Raw genomic sequence first — 24,649 nt, 5'->3', positions numbered from 1 at the left:
TCGGTGCTGACCTAAGCTTTGGGCAAGGCGAAACACTTTTGCCGGGCAGCCCCCGGAACAATCGCCGCGATGCGCAATCATTAGAGCGTGGATATCAAAAGGAGATGCGCATGCTCATCAGGTCACTGACCCTGACACTCTTGCTGGCGATTGCCGGCCCCCTGTTCGCCGCCGACGGCGATTCCCCTCTGGACGTCGACAAGGGCATCAACCGCCCGGTGATCGTGATCGCTTCCAGTACGGTCGATTCTTATTGGGTCAGCCTGAAAAAAGCGCTGGACGACCCGGCCAACAAACAAGGCATCGCCGACCGCAAGATCAAGGTTTACACCATCCTGAGCATGAGCGGTCAGGTCGATGGCAAAAACCTGGAGCAGCAGCAAACCATGGCGCTGCTGCGCTCGCTGAAGCTGGGCGCCGGGGCGTATCCGAAGGTCTTTCTGGTGGGCAAGGATGGAGAGACCAAACTGACGGCTTCGGGGGATGAAGCGGCGGCGGTCGACCTGAAGAAGATTTTCGACACCATTGATGCGCTGCCAGCTGCCGAGAAAGAAACTACTTCCACCGTGGTCACCGCCCCGGCCGCTGCAGAACCGGCCCCGGCCAAGGGCGCGAAAGGGACAAAACCGGCGAAGCCGACCAAACCGGCCAAGCCGCCGGAAATGCCGGATGATTGAGGCAGGCTTTGAATAAAAATGGCGAACGTTATCAAGCGTTCGCCATTTTTTTTGCCCTCGGTGTTTTGATCTGAAGATGACCGCAGGCGGTCATGGAGGACAATCCAACACTGTTCTGCGATGCAGGTTCCTATGGTTTTGATCCGCATCTGACTGGCATCGAGTTTTCAAAGGCTATTGCGCTCGTAGAGCTCGTCGTCATTCAGCACGTAAACCAGAGCATCTTTTGCTTCGCTAACGATCAAGGGAGACTGGGTCGTCAGCACGAATTGGCAGTTCGGAAATGTTTTGCTCAATTGCTGGATAAAGTTGAGCTGCCATTCCGGATGCAGATGAAGGTCCACCTCATCGATGAGGACGATGCCTTCGCCGTGGAGCGGATTGTCCAGTGACGGGTTCATCATGGCCAGTCGGCGGGCGATGTCACCGATCAGCGCCAGCATCGATTTTTCGCCTTGCGACAATTGGGCGACACTGAAAGTGACGCGGTCCTTGTCGATCGCCATGTGCAGGCGAGGTTGTCGCTGTATTCGCAGGTTGGTGAAGCCCGGCATGAAGGCCGTGATGGCGCAGCGGACGGCCGTCAGTTGGGAGTCACGGGACGAAGCTTTGAGCTCGGATAACGTCTTCCAGGCTTCGCTTTCAGGACCAAACTTTTGAGCTATTTCGTTCAATGCGGAATCGGAAATACCGGACTCGTTTTCGCTGTCTTCGCGCTCTCGAAACCATTCAAAGAAGCCACGAAAGTCGGTGCTGTGTTTCTGTGAGTCGTCGTAGCCCGCCAGTTGATCGAAGGTTTGTCCGCTTTTGATTTTCAGCGGGATTTCGAGAACCGATCGCTCCACCGGATAGTAGGCGATCAGGGGGAGTGAGGCGTTGTCATCGGCTGTCAGCAGGGCGCGGTAGTGATCGGCGAGCAGATTTACGTCTTCCAGGGAGCTGCTCAGAGCCGTTTTCCCTTCCTGCTTGCTGTGTAACATACCCCATACAAATACATCGTCTTCTTCATCGGGATCAGACTCGGGATTGACTCGCGGATGTGCAGGTTCTGCTACCGCGATCGAAACGATGGCAGCCGGGGTCCCGTTGCGAATATCGTCTTCTGCAATATGGCTGCCATTGCCTTTATGGGTGCGAATTCTTGCTATCAACCAGCTCAGGCAGGTGATGAGCGCTTTCAGCAGGGTGGTTTTACCGGCGCCGTTGATTCCCACGAACACGGTAACGTTGGAATGGGATCCGTCGACAGGAGCCAAATGAACGGTGATGTCATTGAACCGACCTACATTCGTGAGTTTGAGGCTGTCGATCTTCATTCATTCCCCTCTGTGTTTCAGTCGGTCAGGTGCTTGGCGAACGTCATTTCATCCGCGATAACCCGGCAATGCGGTGCAGTTTAGATGCATCTCTTTCAGCCGGTCACCTTTGAAAATCATTGCTGAATGTGCCCGGAAATTTACGCGGCAACACCCTTCAAATCCGTCGGAAGTTTCCTTCAAACCGCAGCGGCGTTGGTGAACTGGTGGCTTGAGTCGTACGCCGATAATCTCATTGGGCCGCTGCAAAATCAGCGGTCGGATGTGGAAGTCCGGGGATGACAGGGAAGCGTATGTGCGCCTGTGACCACATGTTGGTATTTTTTATGCCACCATCGTTGTTTATGGCAGCTATGCGCAGGAGCACTTTCAAGTGCACCGGGTTTCTCTGACCCCGGACTTCCACACCTGCGCAAAGCTGCCACCCTCTCGTGGAAGGGAGTTCGGCAGTTTCTCTCTTAATGTCAGAGGTATTCACACATGAAAAAAACAGATCCAAACAGGCCGGAAACTCCCACGAATTCAGATTCCCCCGAACACATCTCCAACCCCAAACCCCGCTACATCCCCATCACCGGCATCGACTGCCCGATTCCCTGTCTCCTGATCGACCGAGAAGCCCCGTTAGACGTACTCCACGGCACCGCCGCCTACCGCTTGCGCTGCGTGACTCAACTGCTGGAAACACTTTCATTGAGCGACGGCACCGGCCACGACGCTTTGCTGCTGCAGGACTTCGCCCGGGTGCTTGCGATCCCGCTGCGCGACAGTTGCGATCTGATGGATGTACTGGGCTGGAAGCTACAGGCGTAGTTTTTCAAACCCCCAAACAAAAACGGGCGACCTTCTCAGGTCGCCCGTTTTTTATGGCGTGATTACCGGGTCAATTCACCCAGAATCTTGTGCGCAATCTTCACCCGCTCTCCATTCGGGTAATTGCGGTTCGCCAGAATCACGATACCGACTTTCTTCGACGGCACGAACGCGACATACGCGCCGTAGCCAGCGGTGGAGCCAGTCTTGTTCAGCAGTACGTTCGCCGGTTCAGGCTGTGGCGGATTCAGCCATTTGACCTTGTGCGATTCCATGGCCATCGGCGTCGAGTTGCCGTCCAGCAGGCGGTCGAGGCTGATCGGGTAGGTGTAGCGTTCCCAGCCCAGGCCCTGGGTCATGTCGCCGACGGTGTAGTAGCCGGTGTGGGTGAGGGCGATGGCTTTCTGCAGCGGGGTTTCGAGTTTGGCGGTGTCGAGGTTGGCCTCGACGTATTGCAGCAGGTCGGCGGCGCTGGTTTTCACGCCGTAGGCTTCCGAGTCGAGGGCGCCCGGGCTGACGCGAACCGGTTTGTTGTTCTTGTCGTAGCCCTGGGCGTAGAGCTTCTCTTCAGAGGCCGGCACCGACAGGAAGGTGTGCTTGAGCCCGAGTTTCGGCAGCAGGGTTTCGGTCATGACCTGATTGAATGGCTGACCGAGGCTTTTTGCGGCCAGGTAACCGAACAGACCGATGCTTGGGTTGGAATACAGGCGATGGCTGCCGGCCGGAAAGGTCGGTTTCCACTGTTGGTAATAGCCGAGCACTTTGTCGGCGGAATCCGCGGCGTTCGGGAATTGCAGCGGCAGGCCGCCGGCGCTGTAGGTGCCCAGTTGCAGCAGGCTGATGTGGTCGAAGGCGCTGCCTTTCAGTTCGGGCCAGTGCTGGCTGGCCTTGTCGGAGAACTCCAGTTTGCCGCTGGCCTGGGCGTAGGCGGCGAGGGTTGCGGTGAAGGTTTTGCTCACCGAGCCGATTTCGAACAGGGTGTTTTCATTCACCGCTTGCCCGGTGCTTTTGTCAGCGACACCGTAGTTAAAGTAATGTGCCTTGCCGTCGACGGTCACGGCCACGGCCAGCCCCGCAATGTCCTGTTGTTGCATGACCGGGGTCACGGTGGCCTTGACCAGCGCCTGCAGCTGATCCTCGGTTTGCGGGGCGGCCAGGCAGGTGGCGGCGCTGAAGAAAAGTCCGAAAGCGCTGTAGGACTTGAGTTTGTTCAGGTTGATCGAAGACATGCGTGAACCACTCTCCATGAGTGTTGATGGTTTATCCCGCTACACTGCGAGCGTTTTCCGTCGGGCCGGCTGATCGGCGCCGGCAAATCTAGGCAGTCCGGCGTCTTTCGACAAACGATGAAAACTCGGATGAGCCATTAGAAAAATTTGGGATTTGGCATGATTCGACCTCAATTGCCCTTGAATGCATTACGCGCCTTTGAAGCCTCTGCGCGCCACCTGAGCTTCACTCGTGCGGCCGTGGAGTTGTGCGTAACCCAGGCGGCCGTCAGCCATCAGGTCAAAAGCCTGGAAGCGCAACTCGGCGTGATCCTGTTCAAACGCCTGCCCCGTGGGCTGATGCTGACCGGCGAGGGCGAAACCCTGCTGCCGGTGCTGACCACGTCGTTCGATCATATCGCGCAGATGCTCGAGCGTCTGGCGGGCGGGCAATATCGGGAAATGCTCACGGTCGGTGCGGTAGGCACCTTCGCGGTGGGTTGGTTGTTGCCGAGGCTGGCGGACTTTCAGGCGAAACATCCGCTCATAGATTTGCGGCTGTCGACCAACAACAACCGGGTGGACGTGGCCGCCGAAGGGCTGGATTACGCGATCCGGTTTGGCGCCGGGGCGTGGCACGGCATCGAGGCGACCCGTTTGCTGGAGGCGCCGTTGTCGGTGCTGTGCGTGCCGGAAATCGCCCGACAGTTGCACGCGCCGGGGGATCTTTTGCAGCAGCGTTTGCTGCGTTCCTATCGCACCGATGAGTGGCCGGAGTGGTTTCACGCAGCCGGTCTGGCGACCCATGCCGCGCCGCCCCAGAGCATCGTGTTCGACTCGTCGCTGGCGATGATGGAGGCGGCGTTGCAGGGCGGCGGGGTGGCACTGGCGCCGCCGTTGATGTTTGCCCGGCAACTGGCGGCGGATCTGATCCGCCAACCCTTTGCCATCGAAATCACCACCGGCAGCTACTGGCTGACGCGCTTGCAGTCACGGCCTGAGACGTCGGCGATGGCGGCGTTCAGGCACTGGTTGCTGGAGGCTGCGCAGGCCTAGCGCACCAGGCACGGCTTCTTGTTATCGAACGTCCACCCCGGAATCAGAAACTGCATCGCCACGCTGTCATCCCGCGCACCCAGGCCCATGCCTTTATAGAGTTCGTGGGCCTTGGCCATTTGATCCATGTCCAGTTCCACGCCCAGCCCCGGTTTCTTCGGCACTTGCACGCAGCCGTCGACGATTTGCAGCGGCGCCTTGGTCAGGCGCTGGCCGTCCTGCCAGATCCAGTGGGTGTCGATGGCGGTGATGTCGCCCGGCGCGGCGGCCGCGACGTGGGTGAACATCGCCAGGGAAATGTCGAAGTGGTTGTTGGAGTGCGAGCCCCAGGTCAGGCCCCATTCGTGGCACATCTGCGCCACGCGCACCGAACCCTGCATGGTCCAGAAATGCGGGTCGGCCAGCGGAATGTCGACCGACTGCAACTGGATCGCATGGCCCATTTCACGCCAGTCGGTGGCGATCATGTTGGTGGCGGTTTTCAGCCCGGTGGCCCGACGGAATTCAGCCATCACTTCACGGCCCGAGTAACCGTTTTCTGCACCGCACGGGTCTTCGGCGTAGGCCAGCACATGATGCTGGTCGCGGCACAGACGGATCGCTTCTTTCAATGACCACGCGCCGTTCGGATCGAGGGTAATGCGGGCGTCGGGGAAGCGCTCGGCCAGTGCGGTCACCGCTTCGATTTCGGCATCACCGCTGAGTACGCCGCCCTTGAGCTTGAAGTCCTTGAAGCCATAACGCGCGTGGGCAGCCTCGGCCAGGCGCACCACGGCGTCGGCGGTCATGGCTTTCTCGTGACGCACGCGGAACCAGTCATTGTCGGCATCCGGTTCGCTGCGGTAGGCGAGGTCGGTTTCCCGACGATCGCCCACGTAGAACAGGTAACCGAGCATCTTCACTTCATCACGCTGCTGGCCTTCGCCGAGCAATGCCGCCACCGGCACGTCGAGATGCTGGCCGAGCAGGTCGAGCAGGGCGGCTTCCAGCCCGGTGACCGCGTGAATGGTGATGCGCAGGTCGAAGGTTTGCAGGCCACGGCCACCGGCATCGCGGTCGGCAAAGGTCTGGCGCACTTGGTTGAGGATCTTCTGATACGTGCCGATCGGGCTGCCGACCACCAGACTGCGCGCGTCTTCAAGAGTCTGGCGGATACGTTCGCCGCCGGGCACTTCACCGACCCCGGTGTGGCCGGCGTTGTCCTTGAGGATGACGATGTTGCGGGTGAAAAACGGCCCGTGGGCGCCGCTCAGGTTGAGCAGCATGCCGTCGTGGCCGGCTACCGGGATGACTTGCATCTCGGTGATGATCGGGGCTTTGGCGATGTCGTGTGCGGTCATTTGGGATTGTCCTTTCAAGCGTGTTTTGGCGCGGCATCGGCCACGGCGACTTCAGGTGCGGATTTGGGTGTCATACGAGCGGCGAACACGATGATCGCGGCGATGATCGAGGTCGCGGCCAGACCATAGAGGCCGCCCTGGATCGAGCCGGTGTGTTGTTCCAGCAAACCGAAAGTGGTGGGGGCGACGAAGCCGCCGAGGTTGCCCACCGAGTTGATCAGCGCGATCACGGCAGCGGCGATCCGCGCATCGAGATAGGCCTGCGGGATCGGCCAGAACAGTGACGAGGCGGATTTGAAACCCAGTGCGGCAAAGCAGATCGCGACGAAGGCAAAAATCGGCCCACCGGTGGTGGACATGAACATCCCCGCGGCGGCGATCAGCAATGCAGTGGCGACCCACGCTTGCTGGTGTTTCCACTTCGCCGAGAATGAGGCGAACGCATACATGCCGATGATCGACAGCAGCCACGGAATCGAGTTGAACAGGCCGACCTGGAAGTCGCTCATCTCGCCCATCTTCTTGATGATGCTCGGCAGCCAGAACGTCGCGGCGTAGATGGTCAATTGAATGAAGAAGTAGATCAGGCAGAACAGGATGATCTGGCGATCCTTGAGCAGTTTGCCCAGCGACGGCCGGATCGGGGTCGCGGCTTCGCGGGCTTTCTGTTCATCGTCGATCGCTTTGACCAGCGCATCCTGCTCGGCGCGGGTCAGCCATTTCGCATCGTGGGGTTTGGCGTCGAGCCAGAACCAGACGAATACGCACAGGCCAACCGAGAACATCCCTTCAATGAAATACATCCACTGCCAGCCGTGCATGCCCAGACCTTCGATCTGCAACAGCAGACCGGACAACGGGCCGGAAATCAGCGAGGCCACGGCCGAACCGCTGAGGAAGATCGCAATCGCCTTGCCGCGCTCGGCCCCCGGCAACCAGCGGGTGAAGTAGTAGATCACCCCGGGAAAGAATCCGGCCTCGGCCACGCCCAACAGAAATCGCAGGATGTAGAAGTGGGTTTCGTTCTGGATGAACGCCATGCCGGCGGCCACCAGGCCCCAGGTGAGCATGATGCGGGTCAGCCAGATTCGCGCGCCGACCTTTTGCAGCAGCATGTTGGAGGGGACCTCGAACAGCGCGTAACCGATGAAGAACAGTCCGGCACCGAAACCGTAGGCCGCGGCACCGATGCCGAGGTCGTGTTCCATGTGGGTGCGGACGAAGCCGATGTTCACCCGGTCAATGTAATTGACGATGAACATGATGACGAACAGCGGCAGGACGTGGCGTTTGACTTTGGCAATGGCGGAGGACAGCACGGAATCGGCGCCCTCGTTCATCCCGGCAATGGATGATTTCACTTGGTTTTCTCCCACTCGTTATTTTTATGCGGGGTGTGGCTGGGTGCTGCGTTGTTGATAGACATCATACAACTAGATTTTTTTGTCCTACAAGCGGGTGTGCTCAATCAAATTTGTCTACGGGAGGCGGTTTTTATGCTTTTTAAGATTTAAAGTGCCTTGTTTGTTGGCTTTGGTAAGGGTTGTATTAAATATGGCAGAGCATTCTATGCCAGTGATCGTGAGGCGATTGTTCGGCGCAGTGGAAAATTTTCTAGCTAAAATCGAGTGTTGTCATACAAGTTTGGCCCCGAAATTCATAGGAGCTCATACAAGTCATCGCCGCCAGTGCTACGATCGGTTTGCCTCGATCACCGGAACCGACCATGCAAGAAGACCTCGACGCTCCCGCTCGTAAACGCGCGCACAACCTGGCCCATGATCTGGTGGAAAAACTCACCCAGAGCATCCTGCTCGGCCAGATGTTGCCCGGTGACAAGTTGCCGTCGGAAAACTCGATCGTTCAGGAACACGGCGTCAGTCGCACCGTGGTGCGTGAGGCGATTTCAAAATTGCAGGCGTCGGGGCTGGTGGAGACGCGGCACGGGATCGGCACCTTCGTGATCGAGCGCGCTCAGGAGCAGGGGCTACGGCTGAATGTCGACACCGCGCTGGGCGTGCGCAGCATTCTCGAATTGCGCATGGGGCTGGAGACGCAAGCGGCGGCGCTGGCCGCGCAGCGCCGAACCGAGCAACAACTGGGGCAGATGCGTCAGGCGCTGGACGACTATCAGCGTCTATTGGCCAACAACGACAGTTGCGTGGAGGCCGACCGGCGCTTCCACCTGCTGATTGCCGAAGCCACCGGCAATGTCTGCTTCACCGAAATCATGCAGCACCTGGGCAGCGCAATGATCCCGCGCACCCGGGTCAACGCGGCCGAGCGCGGGGCGGTGGATTTGAGCAAGCTCGGGCAACTGGCGAATCTTGAGCATGAAGCGATCCTCAATGCGATCAAGCGTCAGGACCCGGACGCGGCGCGTGCGGCGATGTGGCTGCACCTGACCAATAGTCGTGACCGGTTTTCGGCGGGCGGCGCCTAACGCCGCCGCGACTCAAGTCTCTATGGCCCGCACCACCGTCGGCCGCTCCAGATTCAACGCCAGGACACTGATCAGCACCACCGCCGAGCCCACCAGCACCAATAGCGTCGGGCGCTCACCTAAACCCACCGAGGCAATCCCCATCGCGGTCGGCGGAATCAGGTACAGCGTCATCGTCGCCCGACTCAGATCCACATGCTTGAGCACGAATGCCCACGCCAGATAGGCGAGGGCGCTGGGAAACACGCCCAGACCCAGCACCGCCCATTGCACCCGCAGTGGCGCACTGGCCACGCTGTCGGCCAGCCCCGGCAAGTAGATCAACAGCAACAGTGTGCCGGACCACACCGTGTAACAAACCAGCGTCAGCCCGTCGTAGCGTCCGGCGTGGTGTTTTTGCAGAGCGAAGTAAACGCTCCATGACACGGCGGCCAGCAGGATCAATAAACCGTGCGCGTCGAGGCTGCCGAGGCCGCGATCGCCGCTGACCACGATCACCACGCCGACGAATCCCAGCAACACACAACCCCAGCGCCAGACGCTGACCCGATCCTTGAACAGGAACCGCGCCAGCAGCGTGCTGAACAGTGGCGTCGATTGCGCCAGCACACTCGACGCGCCAGCGCTGACGCTTTGCTGACCAATGTTCAGCACCACGTGATGCAGGCTGACGGCAAAGAAGCCCAGGGCAAACAACAGCGGCAAATCCTGCAGGCGCGGCAGATGAATGCCCTTGAAACCTGCAATCACCGCCATGAAAAGCGACGCCAGCAGAAACCGCAGCAAGGCCAGATGACCGGGGTCGTAGGCTTGCAGGCCGATGTGGATGCCGGTCGGCGAATAGGCCCAGCAACCGACCACGAAAGCCATGGCCAACAGAATTTTCAAAGGCGAAGTGGAAGGCATGAGCGAGGCACCAAGAGGGTTGATGCGCCAAGTATCCGGGCGGTCAATCATTCGTCACAACTGACTTATACTGCGCCAACCATTCACTGTGAGTGACGAATTATGGAGCTGGCGCAGATCCGCATGTTCAAGACCGTGGCCGAGGTCGGCAGCATCGCCAAAGCGGCTGAAAAGCTGTTTTGCGTCCCGTCGAATATCACGGCACGGATCAAATCCCTGGAAGCGGAACTGGGTGTGGCGTTGTTTCTGCGCGAAGGGCGCGGGCTGCGGATCAGTCCGGCGGGGCAGACCTTTCTCGCTTATGCAGAGAAGATTCTGGCACTGACGGCTGAAGCCAAGCGCGCAGTCGATCCTGCCGCCGAACCTTCCGGGCCGCTACGCATCGGCGCCATCGAATCTTCGGCGACCGGGCGTTTGCCGCGCCTGCTGGCAAAATTTCACAAGCGCTACCCGAACGTGGCGCTGGAACTGACCACCGGCACCTGGGGGCAACTGCTCGACGATACCGTCAGCCATCGACTCGACGGCGCGATCGTTGCGGTGGACGTCGAGCGCTCGCAGCTCAAGCGCACGCCGATGTATCGCGAAGAATTGCTGCTGATCGCATCGACCTCGTTCGGGCCGGTGCGCGACCTCGACGATTTGCAGGACAAAACCGTGTTCATGTGGCCGCAAGGCTGTCCGTATCGCGCCGCGTTGGAGCACTGGCTGTTGCGTAAGGGCCTGGCGTTGCCGATTGTCAGTCTGGCCAGTTACGGGGCGATTGTCGGTTGCGTGAGTGCCGGCGCCGGCGTGGCCCTGGTGCCTAAAGGCGTGTTCGAGCAATACGCCAAAGGCGCGGGGTGTGCGGGTTACGAATTCCCGGAACTGGCGGCCATCGACAACTTGTTCTACTGGCATGAAAACGCCGGGGTGCACCCGGCGCGTGAGGCATTTGTGGCGATGTTGCGCGAGGAGTTCGCTGGATAAAGCAATCACCTTCACCCTGACCCCTCATGAGGGATACGGGGCGACTTGACGGTCTTGCATCAACCATCGGCGCTATGGTTTACCGGCGCGAATTCTGCTTTTACGAAATATGTTTTTTCTTCAGCTTCCAGATTCGAATTGCCTGCCTGTGCGCCGACTTCAACTAGTTTTGCCTTAACTGACAGTTCCAGGTTTTTGTCCGTGGAGAATGACGTGGTCTCTTTTATTTCCAGTGAGGCTGTCAGGCACCCGCCGACTTCGCGGGCGAATACGACAGCCTTCCAGGATGGCTCGTAGGAAAGCCAAAAGAAGTTGTCTCGATCGGCTTTGCTGTCTGCTTTCCAGGATCTGCCAGTTAGCGAGAATTCACGAGTGTCGAGTGTGTCAGTGTCGCGCTCAGTTTTACCCATGTAACTGGCATCTCCACCTCCCAGGGAGCCGGCTTGCACCGACACTCCTCCGGTAATGGTATTGCGGGTTTTGTCCGAGGCTTTTTTGGTAATGCTGATTTTCGTAGCCCCGAGATGGACTAGCAGCTTGATCAGTTCTGACTCGCGCTCTTCCAGAAGGATTGCATCGTAGCTGTCGCTTGGGATGTACAGTTTCCCATTTTCCGGATTTGGGTAGTCATTCAGTGGGTGTTTACGGTACGCCTTGCCAACAACGGGGTGCCCAGGCTGGAAGCGATATCCAGCGTCTTTTGCTTGGCTGCGGGACAACGAATGGTGTCGTATGTACGCTGCGAGCGAACGTGATTCCTCTGTTATGACTGGGAGCGGTTGCTCGGGTGTGGCACTGCGATCTTTTGTGAAAAGCGATCCGCCAATGCTTGCTGCACCCGCTGCAGCGGCGCCAGCTATCAGAGAAATTGGCAGCATAGGAGTCAGGAATGACGACGCGGACAGGGCCGCTAGCGCAGCCGCAGTTGGCCCTGAATAGTTGGGTTTTGCACTCAGGAGCGCAGGGTCTTGACCTGAGAGTGTGAAGTTTGGGGTGTAGCGTGAGTCATCTATTTCAGAGGGGGCGGATGCAGGCTGGTCTTCGACGATGTATATGAGGTCTAGCATTGGATAACGCTCCTTGTAGGCCAAGCACTTGGTTGCCCCGCCGTCATTTTGTGATCGATTCCTGGCAAGGGAAGTGTTTTTTGATCTCTCTGTTTATCGGCGTTACTCGACAAGTCTTGATGGCCGCCATCCATGTCGCCTTGCCCGATTGGAGGTTTCTACTCTGAGTAGGGCGGATTGGATAATTAGGCGGCGCCGATATCCCGCATCAATAACCCGAAGCGCAAATCCACCGCATCCGGAATCGGCAGATACACCGTATGCCCGTCCCCCGGCGCCACGTCGATGGCTTCACCTTTCAGGTTCTGCAGTTCATGCAGATCAAAATGGAAGTTGCCCTTGGGCGTCATCAGTTCCAGATGATCGCCCAGTGCGAAGCGGTTTTTCACCTTGACCTCGGCCAGTCGATCCCGGCGTTCGCCGGTCAACTCGCCCACGAACTGCTGACGCTCCGACACCGAGCTGCCGTTCTGGTAGTTCTGGTATTCGTCATGCACGTGCCGGCGCAGGAAACCTTCGGTGTAGCCGCGCTGGGCGAGGGATTCCAGATCGGTCATCAGGCTGCGGTTGAATTCGCGGCCGGCCACCGCATCGTCGATGGCCCGGCGATAGACCTGGGTGGTGCGTGCGCAATAGAAGTGCGATTTTGTCCGGCCTTCGATCTTCAGTGAGTGCACGCCCATGCGGGTCAGGCGTTCGACGTGCTGCACCGCGCGCAGGTCCTTGGCGTTCATGATGTAGGTGCCGTGTTCGTCTTCGAAGGCCGGCATCAGCTCGCCGGGACGGTTGGCTTCCTGCAACAGGAACACCTGATCGGTGGGGGCGCCGAGGCCGAGGGTCGGTTGCGGTTCGAAGGTCTGCACGATTTCGCCGAGATGGTTTTCGCTGGCTTCCTGCGCCGAGTATTTCCAGCGGCAGGCGTTGGTGCAGGTGCCTTGATTGGCGTCGCGCTTGTTCATGTAGCCCGAAAGCAAGCAACGGCCGGAATAGGCCATGCACAGCGCGCCGTGGACGAACACTTCCAGCTCCATGCCCGGCACTTGCTCGCGGATTTCGCCAATCTCTTCCAGCGACAGTTCTCGGGACAGGATGATCCGGCTCAGCCCTTGTTGCTGCCAGAACTCGACACTCGCCCAGTTCACCGTGTTGGCCTGCACCGACAGGTGGATCGGCATCTGCGGAAAGTGCCGGCGTACGAGCATGATCAGGCCGGGGTCGGACATGATCAGCGCGTCCGGCGCCATCTCGATCACCGGTGCAAGATCCTTGAGGAAGGTCTTCAATTTGGCGTTGTGCGGCGCGATGTTGACCACCACGTAGAAGCGCTTGCCGTGGGCCTGGGCTTCACGAATGCCGAGCGCGAGGTTGGCGTGATCGAACTCGTTGTTGCGCACCCGCAGGCTGTAGCGCGGCTGGCCGGCATACACAGCATCGGCCCCGTAGGCGAAGGCGTAGCGCATGTTTTTCAGGGTGCCGGCGGGGGCGAGCAGTTCGGGGGTGAAGGAGGTCGTCATGGCGGCGTCGGTCGCAAAAGCGCGGCAGGGTAGAGCAGTTGCGCCGAGGGTTTATTGATCTGGATCTATGCTCCATGAAGAAACAGGGCACTCGCGCTGACGCTGGCTGACTAAACGGGACGGGCGCGGGTGGCGCCTGACTGACCTGGACCGGACATGAACCAAAAGAGTCTGCAATTCAAATCCCTCACCGTGCTGCTGTTTCTGGTGACGGTCGCTTTTATCTGGATCCTGCTGCCGTTCTACGGTGCGGTGTTCTGGGCGGTGATCCTCGGCATCCTGTTCGCACCGATGCAGCGCCAGTTGCAACTGAAATTCGGCTGGCAACGCAATCTCACATCGCTGTGTACTTTGAGCATCTGCCTGGTGATCGCGATCCTGCCGGTGATCGTCATCAGCGTGCTGCTGGTGCAGGAAGGGGCGACGCTTTACGACAATATCGAGAGCGGCAAGCTCGATATCGGCGCCTATCTGGCGCAGTTCAAGCACAGCCTGCCGCCGTACTTTCAACACTTGCTCGACCGCTTCGGCATGGGTGAACTCAATGCCTTGCGCGAGAAGATCGTCAAGGCTTCCATGCAGGGCAGTCAGGTGCTGGCAAGCCAGGCGTTCAGTTTCGGCCAGGGCACGTTCGAATTCGTGGTGAGTTTTTTCATCATGTTGTACCTGTTGTTTTTCTTCCTGCGCGACGGCGCCGAACTGGCGCGCAAGGTGCGCACGGCGATACCGCTCGAGGAGCATCACAAACGTCGTTTGCAGCTGAAATTCAATCGGGTGGTGCGCGCCACGGTGAAGGGCAATCTGCTGGTGGCGATCACGCAGGGTGCGCTGGGCGGGGCGATTTTCTGGTTTCTCGACATTCCCAGCTCATTGCTCTGGGCGGTGCTGATGGCGTTTCTGTCGTTGCTGCCGGCGGTGGGGGCGGGAATTGTCTGGGTACCGGTCGCGGCGTACTTTCTGCTCAGCGGGATGATCTGGCAGGGGGTGGTGCTGGGGTTGTTCGGGGTATTCGTGATCGGTCTGGTGGATAACCTGTTGCGCCCGATCCTGGTGGGCAAGGACACCCGGATGCCGGACTACATGATCCTGATCTCGACCCTGGGCGGATTGGCCGTCTTCGGGCTCAACGGCTTTGTGATCGGGCCGCTGATCGCGGCCCTGTTCATGTCGAGCTGGGCGCTGTTCATCGAGAGCAAACCGAAAGTGCAGCTGCCTTAGGCCTTGAACGGATCGTTGACCAGTTGCTGCGACAGTGCCTGGGCGGCCGGCAAGGATGTGAGCGGGCCGCTGACCGGCTCGCCGTCGCGAACCAGATACCAGCAGGCGAGCAAGCCCAGCTCTCTGAGCGATGCGGGAACGGCGCTGCCGATAACGGACATGATTTGAACCTGAGCCATGAGAAGTACCTCCATCAATCTATGGAGCTACCTTAGGGAATTGGCCTTTTCAGGAACAATCAACGCTTTCGATAGTGGTCATTGACGCCAGTGAGGACTGGCTCAATCCACCACTTGATCGAGCATGTGCACAATCTCGTGTTCGTTGATAAAACCCTTGCGCACCAGGTTTTCCGCCAGTAGCGAGAGAAACTTCGCCGTGCGGTGGCCTTCCAGGTGCTTGAGCTCGGTCAGGGCGTTGTAGACCTTGCTCGAGGTGCATAAACCGACGATGCGGTGTGGATTCTGTGTAGGCATTCAAGTCGTCCTTGTTGTTATCAACCTGTTGTATGCGGACGGATTCAGAGTGCGGTTCCGTCATGACAAATAGATGACCGTTTGTGTTTTGCCCCCGACGGTCGAGTCCATCATGCCGACTTTAACGGTTCAAACTGTCCCCACAGCGACCTTGGCGAGATTTTTTCAGACCTTGGCCGACGGACGGTTGGCTTTTCCGTGGGCAATAATCTGCGAGCAATAAAAAGCCCCGCTCTCAAGCGGGGCTTTGTGTTTCGGTTACCAGCGCGGGCCACCGTAATAGTGTGGCCGGCCGTAATAACCGCGCGGCGGGCCGTAATAGACCGGGGCCGGTTGGACGTAGACCGGTTGCTGCACATAAACCGGGGCCGGCTGGTAGTAGACCGGTGGCGGCGGTTGCTGCACGTAGACCGGTGCCGGTTGAGCGTAAACAGGCTGTTGGACGTACACCGGCCGATCCTGGTTGATGAGCGCCGAGCCGATGATGGCCGAGCCGACGATCGCACCAAATACCGCCGGGCCCTGCCAGCCACCGCCGTGGGCTTCTGCCTGACCCGTGATCGCGAATGCACCAATCAACAAGGCCACGATGGGGAGTTTACGAATCATGATAATTCCTCGGTTCTTCGACCCGGCGTCCGAACCTGCAACAGGCTCGGGATGGCGCGGGGATACTTCTAAGACAGCAACATTTTGAAAAACAGCACGGCCGCTAGGTAAATTTTGTGTAAGGTCTGTACCGGTTTGTTTACCGGATTTCCGGCATCGGCTGTGATGCCCGGAACAGACCGCCTTATGATCGTTCAGAACCCGATGGCCTGGCTAATCCCGTCCATCCGAAAGTGCATTCGAAGGAGCCTCCCATGCAGATGAACCCCAACAAAGACACCCAATTGTGCATGTCCCTGTCTGGGCGTCCCGGGAATTTCGGTCTGCGTTTTCATAACCATTTGTATGAACAACTGGGTCTGAATTTCTACTACAAGGCGTTCAGCAGCCAGGACCTTCCCGGTGCGGTCGGCGGGATCCGCGCGCTGGGGATTCGCGGTTGCGGCGTGTCGATGCCGTTCAAGGAAGCCTGCATTGCGCTGGTCGATGAACTGGATGCTTCGGCGGCGGCGATCCAGTCGATCAACACCATCGTCAACACCAACGGCCATCTCAAGGCCTACAACACCGATTACATCGCCATTGCTCAGTTGCTGGAAACCCACGCGGTGCCGAAGGACACGACTTTCGCCCTGCGCGGCAGCGGCGGCATGGCCAAGGCTGTGGCCAGTGCCTTGCGCGATGGCGGTTACAAAAATGGTTTGATCGTGGCCCGCAACGAGCGCGCCGGCCGCGCGCTGGCGGATTCCCTGAGCTATCGCTGGCAGGCGGAACTGGGTGACGAGCGCCCGCAGATGTTGATCAACGTAACTCCGGTCGGGATGGATGGCGGTCCGGAAGCGGGTCAGCTTTCTTTTGAGGTGGATGTGATCAAGTCTGCCGACACCGTGTTCGATGTGGTGGCGATCCCCTCGGAAACCCCGCTGATCGTGCGCGGTCGTGCCGAAGGCAAAAAAGTGATCACCGGGCTGGAAGTGATAGCGATCCAGGCGCTGGAGCAGTTCGTGCTGTACACCGGCGTGCGGCCGACTGTCGAGCAGTTCGATGCGGCGGTGGCGTTTGCCCGTAGCTGATGGAGCCTGAGCAACGGCATATTCGCCCGGATTTGTCGTTGCCTATACTGCCGGATCAGCAAGCACAGACTTGCCCATCACAAAAGCCGAGGTTTGCATGCATCCGCCCATTCTCAACCTGAATGACGTCGAACTCGAACCGCTTCCCGAAGCCCTGTCCCCCGAGGGCGAAACCGCCGGGCGTTATCAGCAACGGTTCGCCCGGGTCGGCCAGCAATTGGGCGCGCAGAAGCTCGGATATCGTCTGTATGCGCTGCCGCCGGGCATGCGCGGCAGTCCGTTTCACAGTCATCGGGTCAATGAGGAAATGTTTTACGTGGTGGCCGGGGAAGGGGAGGTGCGCCTCGGCGCCGAACGTTTCCCGATCCGCGCCGGTGACGTGATCGCCTGTCCGCCGGGCGGCCCGGAAGCCGCGCATCAGATCATCAATACCAGTGCTGCGGAGCTGCGCTATCTGGCGGTCAGCACCCAGCAGCAACCGGAAATCTGCGAGTACCCGGATTCGAACAAATACGCGGTGATGGACAACTTCAGCGTCGATGCCGAAGGCAATGCCTCGGGATTCGTCGCGGTGGCGCGGCAGGCGGACGGGGTGGATTACTGGGACGGCGAATAACGCCGCCCCGGTGCGCTTATTCTTCGAGGCGGGCCAGACGCTCTTCCAGTGCTGCAATCCGCGCTTCCAGCTCTTCGATGCGCTCCACTGACACGCCGCTGGCAGCCCCGCGATCACTCGGACTCTGCCGCGCCGCGATAATCGCCTCGATGTCCGCCGGATCGCCCAGTGCGTGGGTGTAGCGATCTTCGCGCTGGCCGGCCTGACGTGGAATCAATACCGCCAGCTCCCGGGCGATCAGGCGTTCCAGCTGATGCACCACTTGTTCTGAATCTTCAAACTCATGCATGCGACCGCTGCGGGTCAGCAGTTCGTTGACGGTCTGCGGGCCGCGCAGGAACATCAATCCGGTCAGAATCAATTGCGCCGGCACCAGCTCCAGCGCCTTGTCGACCTTGTGCTCCCAGCGGTCGGCGCGACTGCCCATCACCAGTTTGGCGAAACCGCGGCTTTCGAGAGCGCGCAGGCTCTGGCCGACCTGGCCCTGGGTCAGGTTCATCACCGGTTCCCGGCTGGTTTTCTGGTTGCAGGCCAGCACCAGCGCGTTGAGGGTCAACGGGTAGGTTTCCGGGCTGGTGGCCTGTTTCTCGATCAACGAGCCCAGAATGCGGATTTCCGTGGCGTTGAGCCGAGGTTCGTCGGAGCGGGTTTCAAATTCGGTGGTCATCGCGCGTTCCCTCTGCAGTCGAAGGCGCCTAGCCTAATCCTTGCTGGATAAAAGACAAGCCGCGCCGCCCTGCGAGCATGGCTATAATCGCCCCCACGATTCAACCAGCCACCACGTGAGACTGCCATGACCATTTCCCTGTACGCCGCATCCGTCCCGGTTTTTCAACAAATGCTCAACGCCCTGAGCGATGTGCTGAAAAAGGCTGAAGCCCACGCCACCGAGAAAAACATCGACCCGAACGCCTTCCTGCAAGCGCGTCTGTACCCGGACATGTTCCCGCTGGTGCGTCAGGTGCAGATCGCCGTGGACTTCGCCAAGGGCGTGTCCTCGCGTCTGGCCGAAATCGAAATCCCGAAATATGACGACACCGAAACCACCTTCGCCGAACTGCAAGCGCTGATCGCCAAGGTTCTGGCCTTCATCGGCGAGATCAAGCCAGAGCAGATCAATGGCAAGGAAGGCATCGAGATCGTGACTCGCCCGGGCACCCCGAAAGAGAAGCGCTTCAGTGGCCAGGCTTACCTGCTGAGCTACGGCCTGCCGCAGTTCTTCTTCCACGTCACCACCACCTACGCATTGCTGCGTCACAACGGTGTGGAAGTAGGCAAGCGCGATTACATGGGCGCGTTCTAAAACGTTCTTCAACAAAAAGCCCGCCAAGGTTTACGCCTTGGCGGGCTTTTTGTTGCGCCGGGTTTTTACGCCGGACGCTGGGCTTTCTGCTCTTCGCCCAGGCACGCGGCGGCGGTGAACAGCACGTCGGTGGAGGAGTTCAGCGCCGTCTCGGCCGAATCCTGCAGCACGCCGATGATGAAACCGACGGCCACCACCTGCATGGCGATTTCGCTCGGGATGCCGAACAGGCTGCACGCCAGCGGGATCAGCAGCAGCGAACCACCGGCCACGCCCGAGGCACCGCAGGCGCAGATCGCAGCGACGACGCTGAGCAGGATCGCGGTCGGGATGTCCACGGCGATACCCAAGGTGTGCACGGCGGCGAGGGTCAGCACGGTGATGGTGATCGCCGCACCCGCCATGTTGATGGTGGCGCCGAGCGGGATCGACACCGAGTAGGTGTCTTCATGCAGGCCCAGGCGCTTGCTCAATTCCAGGTTGACCGGAATGTTCGCCGCCGAGCTGCGGGTGAAAAACGCAGTGATGCCGCTTTCACGCAGGCACTGGAGCGTCAGCGGGTACGGATTGCGACGCAGCTTCCAGAACACGATCAACGGGTTCATCACCAGCGCCACGAACAGCATGCAGCCGAGCAGCACCGCCAGCAGGTGCGCGTAACCGATCAATGCACCAAATCCGGAGGTGGCCAGGGTCGATGCCACCAGGCCGAAAATACCCAGCGGCGCAAAACGGATCACGACCCGGACAATCACTGTCACGCCGTTGGACAGATCACCCAGCACTTCGCGTGTAGTGTCACCGGCGTGCCGGATCGCCACGCCCATGCCGATGGCCCAGGCCAGAATGCCGATGAAGTTGGCGTTCATCAGTGCGCTCACCGGATTGTCGACCACGCTCAGCAACAGGCTTTGCAGCACTTCACTGATGCCGCCCGGCGCACTTACCGCGATGTTGTCGGTGGACAGCACCAGATGCGACGGGAACATCATGCTGGCAATCACCGCGACCACGGCGGCGGCGAAGGTGCCCAGCAGATACAGGAACAGAATCGGCCGGATGTGGGTTTCCTGGCCGTGCTTGTGGTTGGCGATCGAGGCCATGACCAGCACGAACACCAGGATCGGCGCCACGGCTTTCAGGGCCGAGACGAACACCTTGCCGATGAAGGCCGTGCCTTTGGCCGCTTCCGGCGCGAACAGCGCAAGGGCGATGCCGGCAATCAGGCCGATCAGGATCTGGGTGACCAGGCTGAGGCTTTTAAGACGTTGCAATAGAGAAGGGGATGAAGCGGTCATAACGGCATCTCTGTTTTTATAGGGTGCAAGGTTACGTGATCCGGGCGATTGATCGGGGGCAGGCCACGGACACAAACCGAAAGGACTGACGCGCCAGCCACACCGTTAAACGGGTGGTTGAACAGGGTGTACGTTTTGCAGGGCGCGGACTTTATCACAGCGTCGTCCGGATCCTTCAGACCTGTGACGATCTGCCACCCGATCCCTCTGCAACTTAGACAGGTTTGTGCAAGTCACTCGGGAAACACTCTGTTAAGATTGCGCATCCTTATTTTCAAGTTCTGCCAGCGGGCCCTCGGGTCAACGCTGGTGTCTTCGTTTTGCTGGAGTTCCTCATGCTGTTGCCCATCCTTCTGTTGTCTGCCGCCGGGTTCACGGTGCTGACCACGGAGTTCGTCATCGTCGGCCTGCTGCCGGCGATTGCCCGCGACCTCGCCGTCACCATCCCGCAGGCCGGGTTGCTGGTGACTCTATTCGCTTTCACCGTGGCGATGTTCGGTCCTTTCTTGACCGCATATTTCGCCCGCTTCGAGCGCCGCAAACTGTTCATCACCATCCTGATCATGTTCGGTCTGGCCAATACCGTCGCGGCATTGGCGCCGAACATCTGGGTCATGGCGATTGCCCGACTGATCCCGGCGCTGGGGCTGCCGGTGTTCTGGGCGCTGGCCAGTGAAACGGCGGTGGACATCGTCGGCCCGGACTTCGCCGGTCGCGCGATCGCCAAGATCGGCTTCGGCATCGTCTGCGCCACCGTGTTCGGCATTCCGGTCGGCACGCTGATTTCCGATGCGTTCGGCTGGCGCAGTGCGTTCGCCATTCTGGCGGTGATCGCGTTCGCCAAGGCGCTGCTGCTGTTTGTCTATCTGCCGAAAACCAGCCTGCACCAGCATCAGGTCAGTTTCGCCTCGCAGTTCAAGATCCTGCGCAGCCCGCTGATGCTGGGCCATGTACTGCTGTCGATCCTGGTGTTCAGCGGCATGTTCACCGCCTACACCTATCTGGCGGACATCCTCGAGCGTCTGGCCGGCTTCAATGGCACCGTGGTCGGCTGGTGCCTGATGGGCTTTGGCGCGGTCGGTCTGATCGGCAACTCGCTGGGCGGTCGTGCGGTGGATCGTCATCCGCTGATGGCGTCGGTGATGTTCTGCGCATTCATGATTCCCGGGATGGTGGCGCTGGTGCCGAACATCAATTCGTCGCTGGGTCTGGCGGCGGCGATGGGCATCTGGGGCGTGACTCAGGCGGCGCTGTTTCTGGTCAGCCACGTGCGCTTGATGAAAGCTGCACCTGAGGCGCCGGCCTTCGCCGCGTCGCTGAACATTGCCGGGGCCAACCTCGGGATTGGTCTGGGCGCGATCATTGGCGGTCGAGTGATCGACAGCGCCGGCCTCGGCTTTGTGGGCTTCGCCGCCGCCGGGTTCATCCTGCTGTCGATTTTCCTCGCCATGGTGCTGATGGTGCTCAAGCCGCGCGACGTCTGCGCGCCGGCTTAAAAGGCTGTAAACAGCTCGCGTCGGGCACCTTCGGTAATCGCTTTGATGCCGGGGTGCTTGACCTTGCGTTCCACCGAGATCGCGTAGAACGACTCGCTCACCGCATCGGTCTGGCCGATCAACTCGACGCCGTACTGACGCTTCACCTCATCGGCAATCACGCTCGGGCCAATGAAAATCCCGCTGCCGGACTGGCCGAACGCCTGCATCAAGGCGCTGTCATCGAATTCCCCGACAATCCTTGGCTGAATCTGCTGCTCGGCGAACCAGCGCTGCAAACGGCTGCGCACAACGGTTTCCGCGCCGGGGATCAATAGTGGCGCACCGTGCAGGCTGCGCGGGAAATCCTGACCGTATTGCGCTGCCAGTTCGGCGGTGGCGAAAAAACTGATCCCGCATTCCCCAAGCTTCTGGCTGTAGCCCTTGATGTCCAGGTGCGAGGGCATCGGGCTGTCGGAGATCACCAGGTCCAGGCGCTGGATCGCCAGGTCCGCCAGCAGGCGTTCGAGTTTGTCTTCACGGCAGGTGATGCGCAGCGGTTCGCTCAACTCCATGGTCGGCGCGATCAGGCGATAGACGATGGATTTGGGCACCACGTCTGCCACGCCGACCCGGAACAGGATCTGCTGTTCATTGGGCTGGGCGCGCAGCATCAGCTCCAGTTCGCCGCCGAGCTGGAACATTTGCTCGGCGTAGGGCAGGGCCTGGCGCCCGGCCTCGGTGAGCTCTAATTGCCGGCCGACCCGTTGAAACAACTCGATGCCATAGGTCTGTTCGAGCAGGGAAATCTGCCCGCTGATGGTCTGCGGCGTCAGGTTCAGTTGCTCGCAGGCGCGCACGATGCTGCCGGTCTTGGCCACCACCCAGAAGTAATGCAGTTGTCGGTAATTGAGCATGGGGTTCGGTCCGTCAAATACAGTTCGTATAAATCGAAGTATAGCCGCTAAAAATACGAATTTTCCTGAAGTGTTTGTCTCCCTAGAATGCCCAGCCATCGACGGCCGGTCTGTACGGCGCTGTCTGTTCTATCGAGGGAAGCATCATGAAACTAAAAACTACGGCGTTGTTGATCGCGTCTTTACTGGTACTGGCCGGTTGCGACCAGGCCGAAAAGAGCGCCCAGCAACTGATGGGGCAGGCGGCTGAAGCGGCCAAGCAAGCCATCGACGACACGCATAAAGCTGCCGAAGAGGCGCTCAGCGATGCCACCGGCAATCTGATCAGCAAGAAAGAACCGAAAGACGACGAAGAAAAATCCGAATCGTCCTCCCAGGAAATCTAAACCGTCTTACACAGAGTCAGGACTGACCCATGGAATATCTGTTAGAACTCGCCGCCAGCCCGACCGCCTGGATTGCCTTGGCCACACTGGTGGTGATGGAGATCGTGCTTGGCATCGATAACCTGATCTTTATCTCGATCCTGACCAACAAGCTGCCTGAGCAGTACCGGCAGAAGGCTCGCCGTCTGGGGATCGGCATGGCGCTGATCATGCGTCTGGCCCTGTTGAGCACCATCGCTTTCATCGTTCAGCTGACCGCGCCGGTCATCGAGATTCTCGGCCACGCGTTCTCCTGGAAGGACATGATCCTGATCGCCGGCGGCCTGTTCCTGTTGTGGAAAGCCACCACGGAAATCCATCACAGCATGGACCCGGCACCGGAAGATCCGAAGACCGCGACGTCGAAGGTGACCCTGGGCTTCGCCGCCGCCATCGGGCAGATCCTGATGCTGGACATGGTGTTCTCGATCGACAGCATCATTACCGCTGTCGGCATGACCGAACACTTGCCGATCATGGTGATTGCAGTTGTTGTCTCGGTATTGGTGATGCTGTTTGCGGCTGATCCGCTGGCCAAGTTCATCAACGACAACCCGACGGTGGTGATGCTGGCTCTGGGCTTCCTGATCATGATCGGCATGACGCTGATCGCCGAAGGCTTCGGCGCCCATGTACCGAAAGGTTATGTGTATGCCGCCATGGCGTTCTCGGCTTCGATTGAAGTGCTGAACATGATGTCGCGCCGTGCCAAGCAGAAGAAACTGACTGCCGAAGTGTAATCGCTGGAAAACCAAAGGCCGCCTGAACTCGCGAGAGTCCAGGCGGCCTTTTTGTTTGTGTCGGTTACAGAAAGTCAGTGCGCGGTGGCGTGACGGGCGTCGTGTTTCTCGATCTTCCTGGTCGGTGCAGGTTGTACCGGGTGGTGATGGCGGCGGGAAATCCGCAACACGCCCCACAGCATGGCGGCGGCAACGGCCAGCCAGCCGGCAATCAGCATTACGATGGTCATGGTCAGGCTCATCTGTGCCTCCTCTTTGCCCTGCGTCGGGCGCTCTTTCTTTGGCTCTTGTCTGAGTGACAGTCTAGTCGCTGGCGTGTTTCAGGCTATTGACCAAAGGTCGGTGGTGACCAATCAGTTCGCTCTATGCAACCGATGCATCTGCCGCTTTGGGCTATACCGCAGCGTGGCGCCGTCCTATGATCCTCGACCAAGCCGGAACACGATGACCGGTAACTGATCAAGAGAGTGACGATGGTGCAGCTATTTTCCCGGATTCGCGCGGCGCTGCTGGTGGCCGGTTGCGTGACAGCATTGGTGGGGTGTGCGGGCAGTGTGGCGCCGGAGGTCAAGCGCCTGCCGGAGCGGGTCGAGCTCAGCGGCACCTTCTATCGCGGTGAGGCCTATCAAAGCGGGCCGCAAGTGCTGGCCAGCCTGCTGTCGCAGCAGGGCATCGTGATCACGCCGGGTCTGCTGGAAAAACCGCTGCATTTGCCGGGCGCCGAGGACAAGTTGCAACAGAATTTACAGGGCCTCGCACGTGAATACGGCATGGTCGTGTATCCGCTGGACAGCAATCTGCCGGCGCTGCTGACTCAAGTGGCGGCCGGGTATCCGGTGATGGTGCGTTTCAGCGAGGGATCGGCGTTTTGGGCGGAGCCGCGTTACGCGATCCTGTCGGGCTATGACCGCTTGAAGCAAAAGGTGCTGCTGCGCGCGGGGATGAATCGCCGTGAATTGATGAGCTTCAGCTCGTTCGAGGCGGCCCTCGAAAAATCTGGTGGCTGGGCGGTGTTGATCCAGAAGCCGACGCAGGTTCCGGCGGCGGTCGATCAACAGCGCTGGCTCAAGGCCGCCGATGCACTGGCGCAAGCCGGCCAGGAGCGAGAAGCGGCGCAGGCGAGAAAGGCGCTGGCACAGCACTGAGGTTCCGTTCGTCGCTTGTCGGGCACCCTGGCGGGGGATGCGCTT

General features: G+C 59.7%; 27 protein-coding genes. 13 read left to right on the top strand and 14 right to left on the bottom strand.

Features of this window, described 5'->3' with window-relative positions; translation table 11 throughout:
• Window positions 1–110 precede the first annotated feature (110 nt).
• The gene (locus GQX66_RS17485) at window positions 111–677 is read left to right on the top strand and encodes a DUF4174 domain-containing protein (RefSeq protein WP_240870181.1); all 567 of its coding nucleotides are present in this window, start codon (window positions 111–113) and stop codon (window positions 675–677) included.
• 167 nt (window positions 678–844) lie between these two features.
• Here GQX66_RS17485 and GQX66_RS17480 read toward each other — a convergent pair whose 3' ends face one another.
• Window positions 845–1,993 (bottom strand): AAA family ATPase, encoded by a 1,149-nt coding sequence (locus GQX66_RS17480; protein ID WP_085745895.1) that lies wholly within the window; start codon window positions 1,991–1,993, stop codon window positions 845–847.
• Between the two features lie 480 nt (window positions 1,994–2,473).
• Between GQX66_RS17480 and GQX66_RS17475 the strand changes: the two genes are divergently transcribed.
• Window positions 2,474–2,806 (top strand): hypothetical protein, encoded by a 333-nt coding sequence (locus GQX66_RS17475; RefSeq protein WP_240870179.1) that lies wholly within the window; start codon window positions 2,474–2,476, stop codon window positions 2,804–2,806.
• 62 nt (window positions 2,807–2,868) lie between these two features.
• On the opposite strand, the gene ampC is transcribed toward GQX66_RS17475, so the two are convergent.
• Entirely contained in the window at window positions 2,869–4,035 is a 1,167-nt protein-coding gene (gene ampC, locus GQX66_RS17470; RefSeq protein WP_240870178.1) for a class C beta-lactamase, read from the bottom strand.
• A 159-nt stretch (window positions 4,036–4,194) separates the two neighbouring features.
• On the opposite strand from ampC, the gene GQX66_RS17465 reads away from it, so the two are divergent.
• Window positions 4,195–5,070 (top strand): LysR family transcriptional regulator, encoded by an 876-nt coding sequence (locus tag GQX66_RS17465; protein WP_096822360.1) that lies wholly within the window; start codon window positions 4,195–4,197, stop codon window positions 5,068–5,070.
• Here GQX66_RS17465 and gudD read toward each other — a convergent pair.
• Both gudD and GQX66_RS17455 read right to left on the bottom strand, forming a co-directional pair.
• Entirely contained in the window at window positions 5,067–6,410 is a 1,344-nt protein-coding gene (gene gudD / locus GQX66_RS17460) for a glucarate dehydratase (RefSeq protein WP_102687127.1), read from the bottom strand. The two genes, GQX66_RS17465 and gudD, sit on opposite strands and share 4 nt — an antisense overlap.
• Before the next feature lie 14 nt (window positions 6,411–6,424).
• A complete protein-coding gene (locus GQX66_RS17455) occupies window positions 6,425–7,771 on the bottom strand; it encodes an MFS transporter (protein ID WP_102687128.1) in 1,347 nt (448 codons plus the stop codon).
• A gap of 365 nt (window positions 7,772–8,136) precedes the next feature.
• On the opposite strand from GQX66_RS17455, the gene GQX66_RS17450 reads away from it, so the two are divergent.
• Window positions 8,137–8,853 (top strand): FadR/GntR family transcriptional regulator, encoded by a 717-nt coding sequence (locus GQX66_RS17450; protein ID WP_240870177.1) that lies wholly within the window; start codon window positions 8,137–8,139, stop codon window positions 8,851–8,853.
• Window positions 8,854–8,865: 12 nt separating this feature from the next.
• Here GQX66_RS17450 and GQX66_RS17445 read toward each other — a convergent pair whose 3' ends face one another.
• A complete protein-coding gene (locus GQX66_RS17445; RefSeq protein WP_102717054.1) occupies window positions 8,866–9,759 on the bottom strand; it encodes a DMT family transporter in 894 nt (297 codons plus the stop codon).
• A 102-nt stretch (window positions 9,760–9,861) separates the two neighbouring features.
• Here GQX66_RS17445 and GQX66_RS17440 point away from each other — a divergent pair, with 102 nt between their 5' ends.
• Window positions 9,862–10,728, top strand: coding sequence for a LysR substrate-binding domain-containing protein (locus GQX66_RS17440; RefSeq protein ID WP_102717053.1), 867 nt, complete (start codon window positions 9,862–9,864; stop codon window positions 10,726–10,728).
• Window positions 10,729–10,787: 59 nt separating this feature from the next.
• Here the strand turns inward: GQX66_RS17440 and GQX66_RS17435 are convergent, their stop codons facing one another.
• Window positions 10,788–11,795: a hypothetical protein gene (locus tag GQX66_RS17435; RefSeq protein ID WP_102717052.1), complete on the bottom strand. Its 1,008-nt coding sequence runs from the start codon at window positions 11,793–11,795 to the stop codon at window positions 10,788–10,790.
• 185 nt (window positions 11,796–11,980) lie between these two features.
• A complete protein-coding gene (yegQ, locus tag GQX66_RS17430) occupies window positions 11,981–13,309 on the bottom strand; it encodes a tRNA 5-hydroxyuridine modification protein YegQ (protein WP_240870176.1) in 1,329 nt (442 codons plus the stop codon).
• Between the two features lie 156 nt (window positions 13,310–13,465).
• Here yegQ and GQX66_RS17425 point away from each other — a divergent pair, with 156 nt between their 5' ends.
• On the top strand, window positions 13,466–14,527 hold the full coding sequence (locus tag GQX66_RS17425) for an AI-2E family transporter (RefSeq protein WP_085745902.1): 1,062 nt from the start codon (window positions 13,466–13,468) through the stop codon (window positions 14,525–14,527).
• On the opposite strand, the gene GQX66_RS17420 is transcribed toward GQX66_RS17425, so the two are convergent.
• The 3 genes from GQX66_RS17420 to GQX66_RS17410 form a co-directional block, all read right to left on the bottom strand.
• Window positions 14,524–14,706: a hypothetical protein gene (locus GQX66_RS17420; RefSeq protein ID WP_085745903.1), complete on the bottom strand. Its 183-nt coding sequence runs from the start codon at window positions 14,704–14,706 to the stop codon at window positions 14,524–14,526. The two genes, GQX66_RS17425 and GQX66_RS17420, sit on opposite strands and share 4 nt — an antisense overlap.
• Window positions 14,707–14,808: 102 nt before the next feature.
• Window positions 14,809–15,003 carry a hypothetical protein gene (locus GQX66_RS17415; protein ID WP_085745904.1) on the bottom strand — a complete coding sequence of 65 codons (195 nt, stop codon included), beginning with the start codon at window positions 15,001–15,003 and terminating at the stop codon, window positions 14,809–14,811.
• Between the two features lie 258 nt (window positions 15,004–15,261).
• Complete coding sequence (locus GQX66_RS17410) at window positions 15,262–15,612, bottom strand: hypothetical protein (protein WP_007951578.1); 351 nt, start codon at window positions 15,610–15,612, stop codon at window positions 15,262–15,264.
• Between the two features lie 254 nt (window positions 15,613–15,866).
• Between GQX66_RS17410 and GQX66_RS17405 the strand changes: the two genes are divergently transcribed.
• On the top strand, window positions 15,867–16,685 hold the full coding sequence (locus GQX66_RS17405; protein ID WP_102717050.1) for a shikimate 5-dehydrogenase: 819 nt from the start codon (window positions 15,867–15,869) through the stop codon (window positions 16,683–16,685).
• Between the two features lie 97 nt (window positions 16,686–16,782).
• Window positions 16,783–17,301, top strand: a complete 519-nt coding sequence (locus GQX66_RS17400; protein WP_102717049.1) for a cupin domain-containing protein — start codon at window positions 16,783–16,785, stop codon at window positions 17,299–17,301.
• A 16-nt stretch (window positions 17,302–17,317) separates the two neighbouring features.
• Here GQX66_RS17400 and GQX66_RS17395 read toward each other — a convergent pair whose 3' ends face one another.
• Window positions 17,318–17,968: a DUF480 domain-containing protein gene (locus GQX66_RS17395; protein WP_134022319.1), complete on the bottom strand. Its 651-nt coding sequence runs from the start codon at window positions 17,966–17,968 to the stop codon at window positions 17,318–17,320.
• 126 nt (window positions 17,969–18,094) lie between these two features.
• On the opposite strand from GQX66_RS17395, the gene GQX66_RS17390 reads away from it, so the two are divergent.
• Window positions 18,095–18,604, top strand: a complete 510-nt coding sequence (locus GQX66_RS17390) for a DUF1993 domain-containing protein (RefSeq protein WP_011335046.1) — start codon at window positions 18,095–18,097, stop codon at window positions 18,602–18,604.
• A 65-nt stretch (window positions 18,605–18,669) separates the two neighbouring features.
• Here GQX66_RS17390 and sstT read toward each other — a convergent pair whose 3' ends face one another.
• Window positions 18,670–19,902, bottom strand: coding sequence for a serine/threonine transporter SstT (gene sstT, locus GQX66_RS17385; protein ID WP_064384078.1), 1,233 nt, complete (start codon window positions 19,900–19,902; stop codon window positions 18,670–18,672).
• A gap of 335 nt (window positions 19,903–20,237) precedes the next feature.
• Here sstT and GQX66_RS17380 point away from each other — a divergent pair, with 335 nt between their 5' ends.
• Complete coding sequence (locus GQX66_RS17380) at window positions 20,238–21,398, top strand: MFS transporter (protein ID WP_007951570.1); 1,161 nt, start codon at window positions 20,238–20,240, stop codon at window positions 21,396–21,398.
• On the opposite strand, the gene nhaR is transcribed toward GQX66_RS17380, so the two are convergent.
• Window positions 21,395–22,294, bottom strand: a complete 900-nt coding sequence (nhaR, locus tag GQX66_RS17375; protein WP_007951569.1) for a transcriptional activator NhaR — start codon at window positions 22,292–22,294, stop codon at window positions 21,395–21,397. The genes GQX66_RS17380 and nhaR overlap by 4 nt on opposite strands.
• 146 nt (window positions 22,295–22,440) lie before the next feature.
• Here nhaR and GQX66_RS17370 point away from each other — a divergent pair, with 146 nt between their 5' ends.
• Together GQX66_RS17370 and GQX66_RS17365 are read left to right on the top strand one after the other, a co-directional pair.
• The gene (locus GQX66_RS17370) at window positions 22,441–22,680 is read left to right on the top strand and encodes a hypothetical protein (protein WP_007951568.1); all 240 of its coding nucleotides are present in this window, start codon (window positions 22,441–22,443) and stop codon (window positions 22,678–22,680) included.
• A gap of 29 nt (window positions 22,681–22,709) precedes the next feature.
• Window positions 22,710–23,459, top strand: coding sequence for a TerC family protein (locus GQX66_RS17365; protein ID WP_240870174.1), 750 nt, complete (start codon window positions 22,710–22,712; stop codon window positions 23,457–23,459).
• Between the two features lie 74 nt (window positions 23,460–23,533).
• Here GQX66_RS17365 and GQX66_RS17360 read toward each other — a convergent pair whose 3' ends face one another.
• Window positions 23,534–23,701: a hypothetical protein gene (locus GQX66_RS17360; protein ID WP_007951566.1), complete on the bottom strand. Its 168-nt coding sequence runs from the start codon at window positions 23,699–23,701 to the stop codon at window positions 23,534–23,536.
• Between the two features lie 231 nt (window positions 23,702–23,932).
• On the opposite strand from GQX66_RS17360, the gene GQX66_RS17355 reads away from it, so the two are divergent.
• A complete protein-coding gene (locus GQX66_RS17355) occupies window positions 23,933–24,604 on the top strand; it encodes a peptidase C39 family protein (protein WP_240870173.1) in 672 nt (223 codons plus the stop codon).
• The last annotated feature ends 45 nt before the right edge of the window (window positions 24,605–24,649 follow it).

This window comes from Pseudomonas sp. B707, from assembly GCF_022496685.1.
In the GTDB taxonomy this organism is placed as follows: Bacteria; Pseudomonadota; Gammaproteobacteria; order Pseudomonadales; family Pseudomonadaceae; genus Aquipseudomonas; species Aquipseudomonas paraglycinae.
This window is presented reverse-complemented; position numbering and strand designations above follow the sequence as displayed.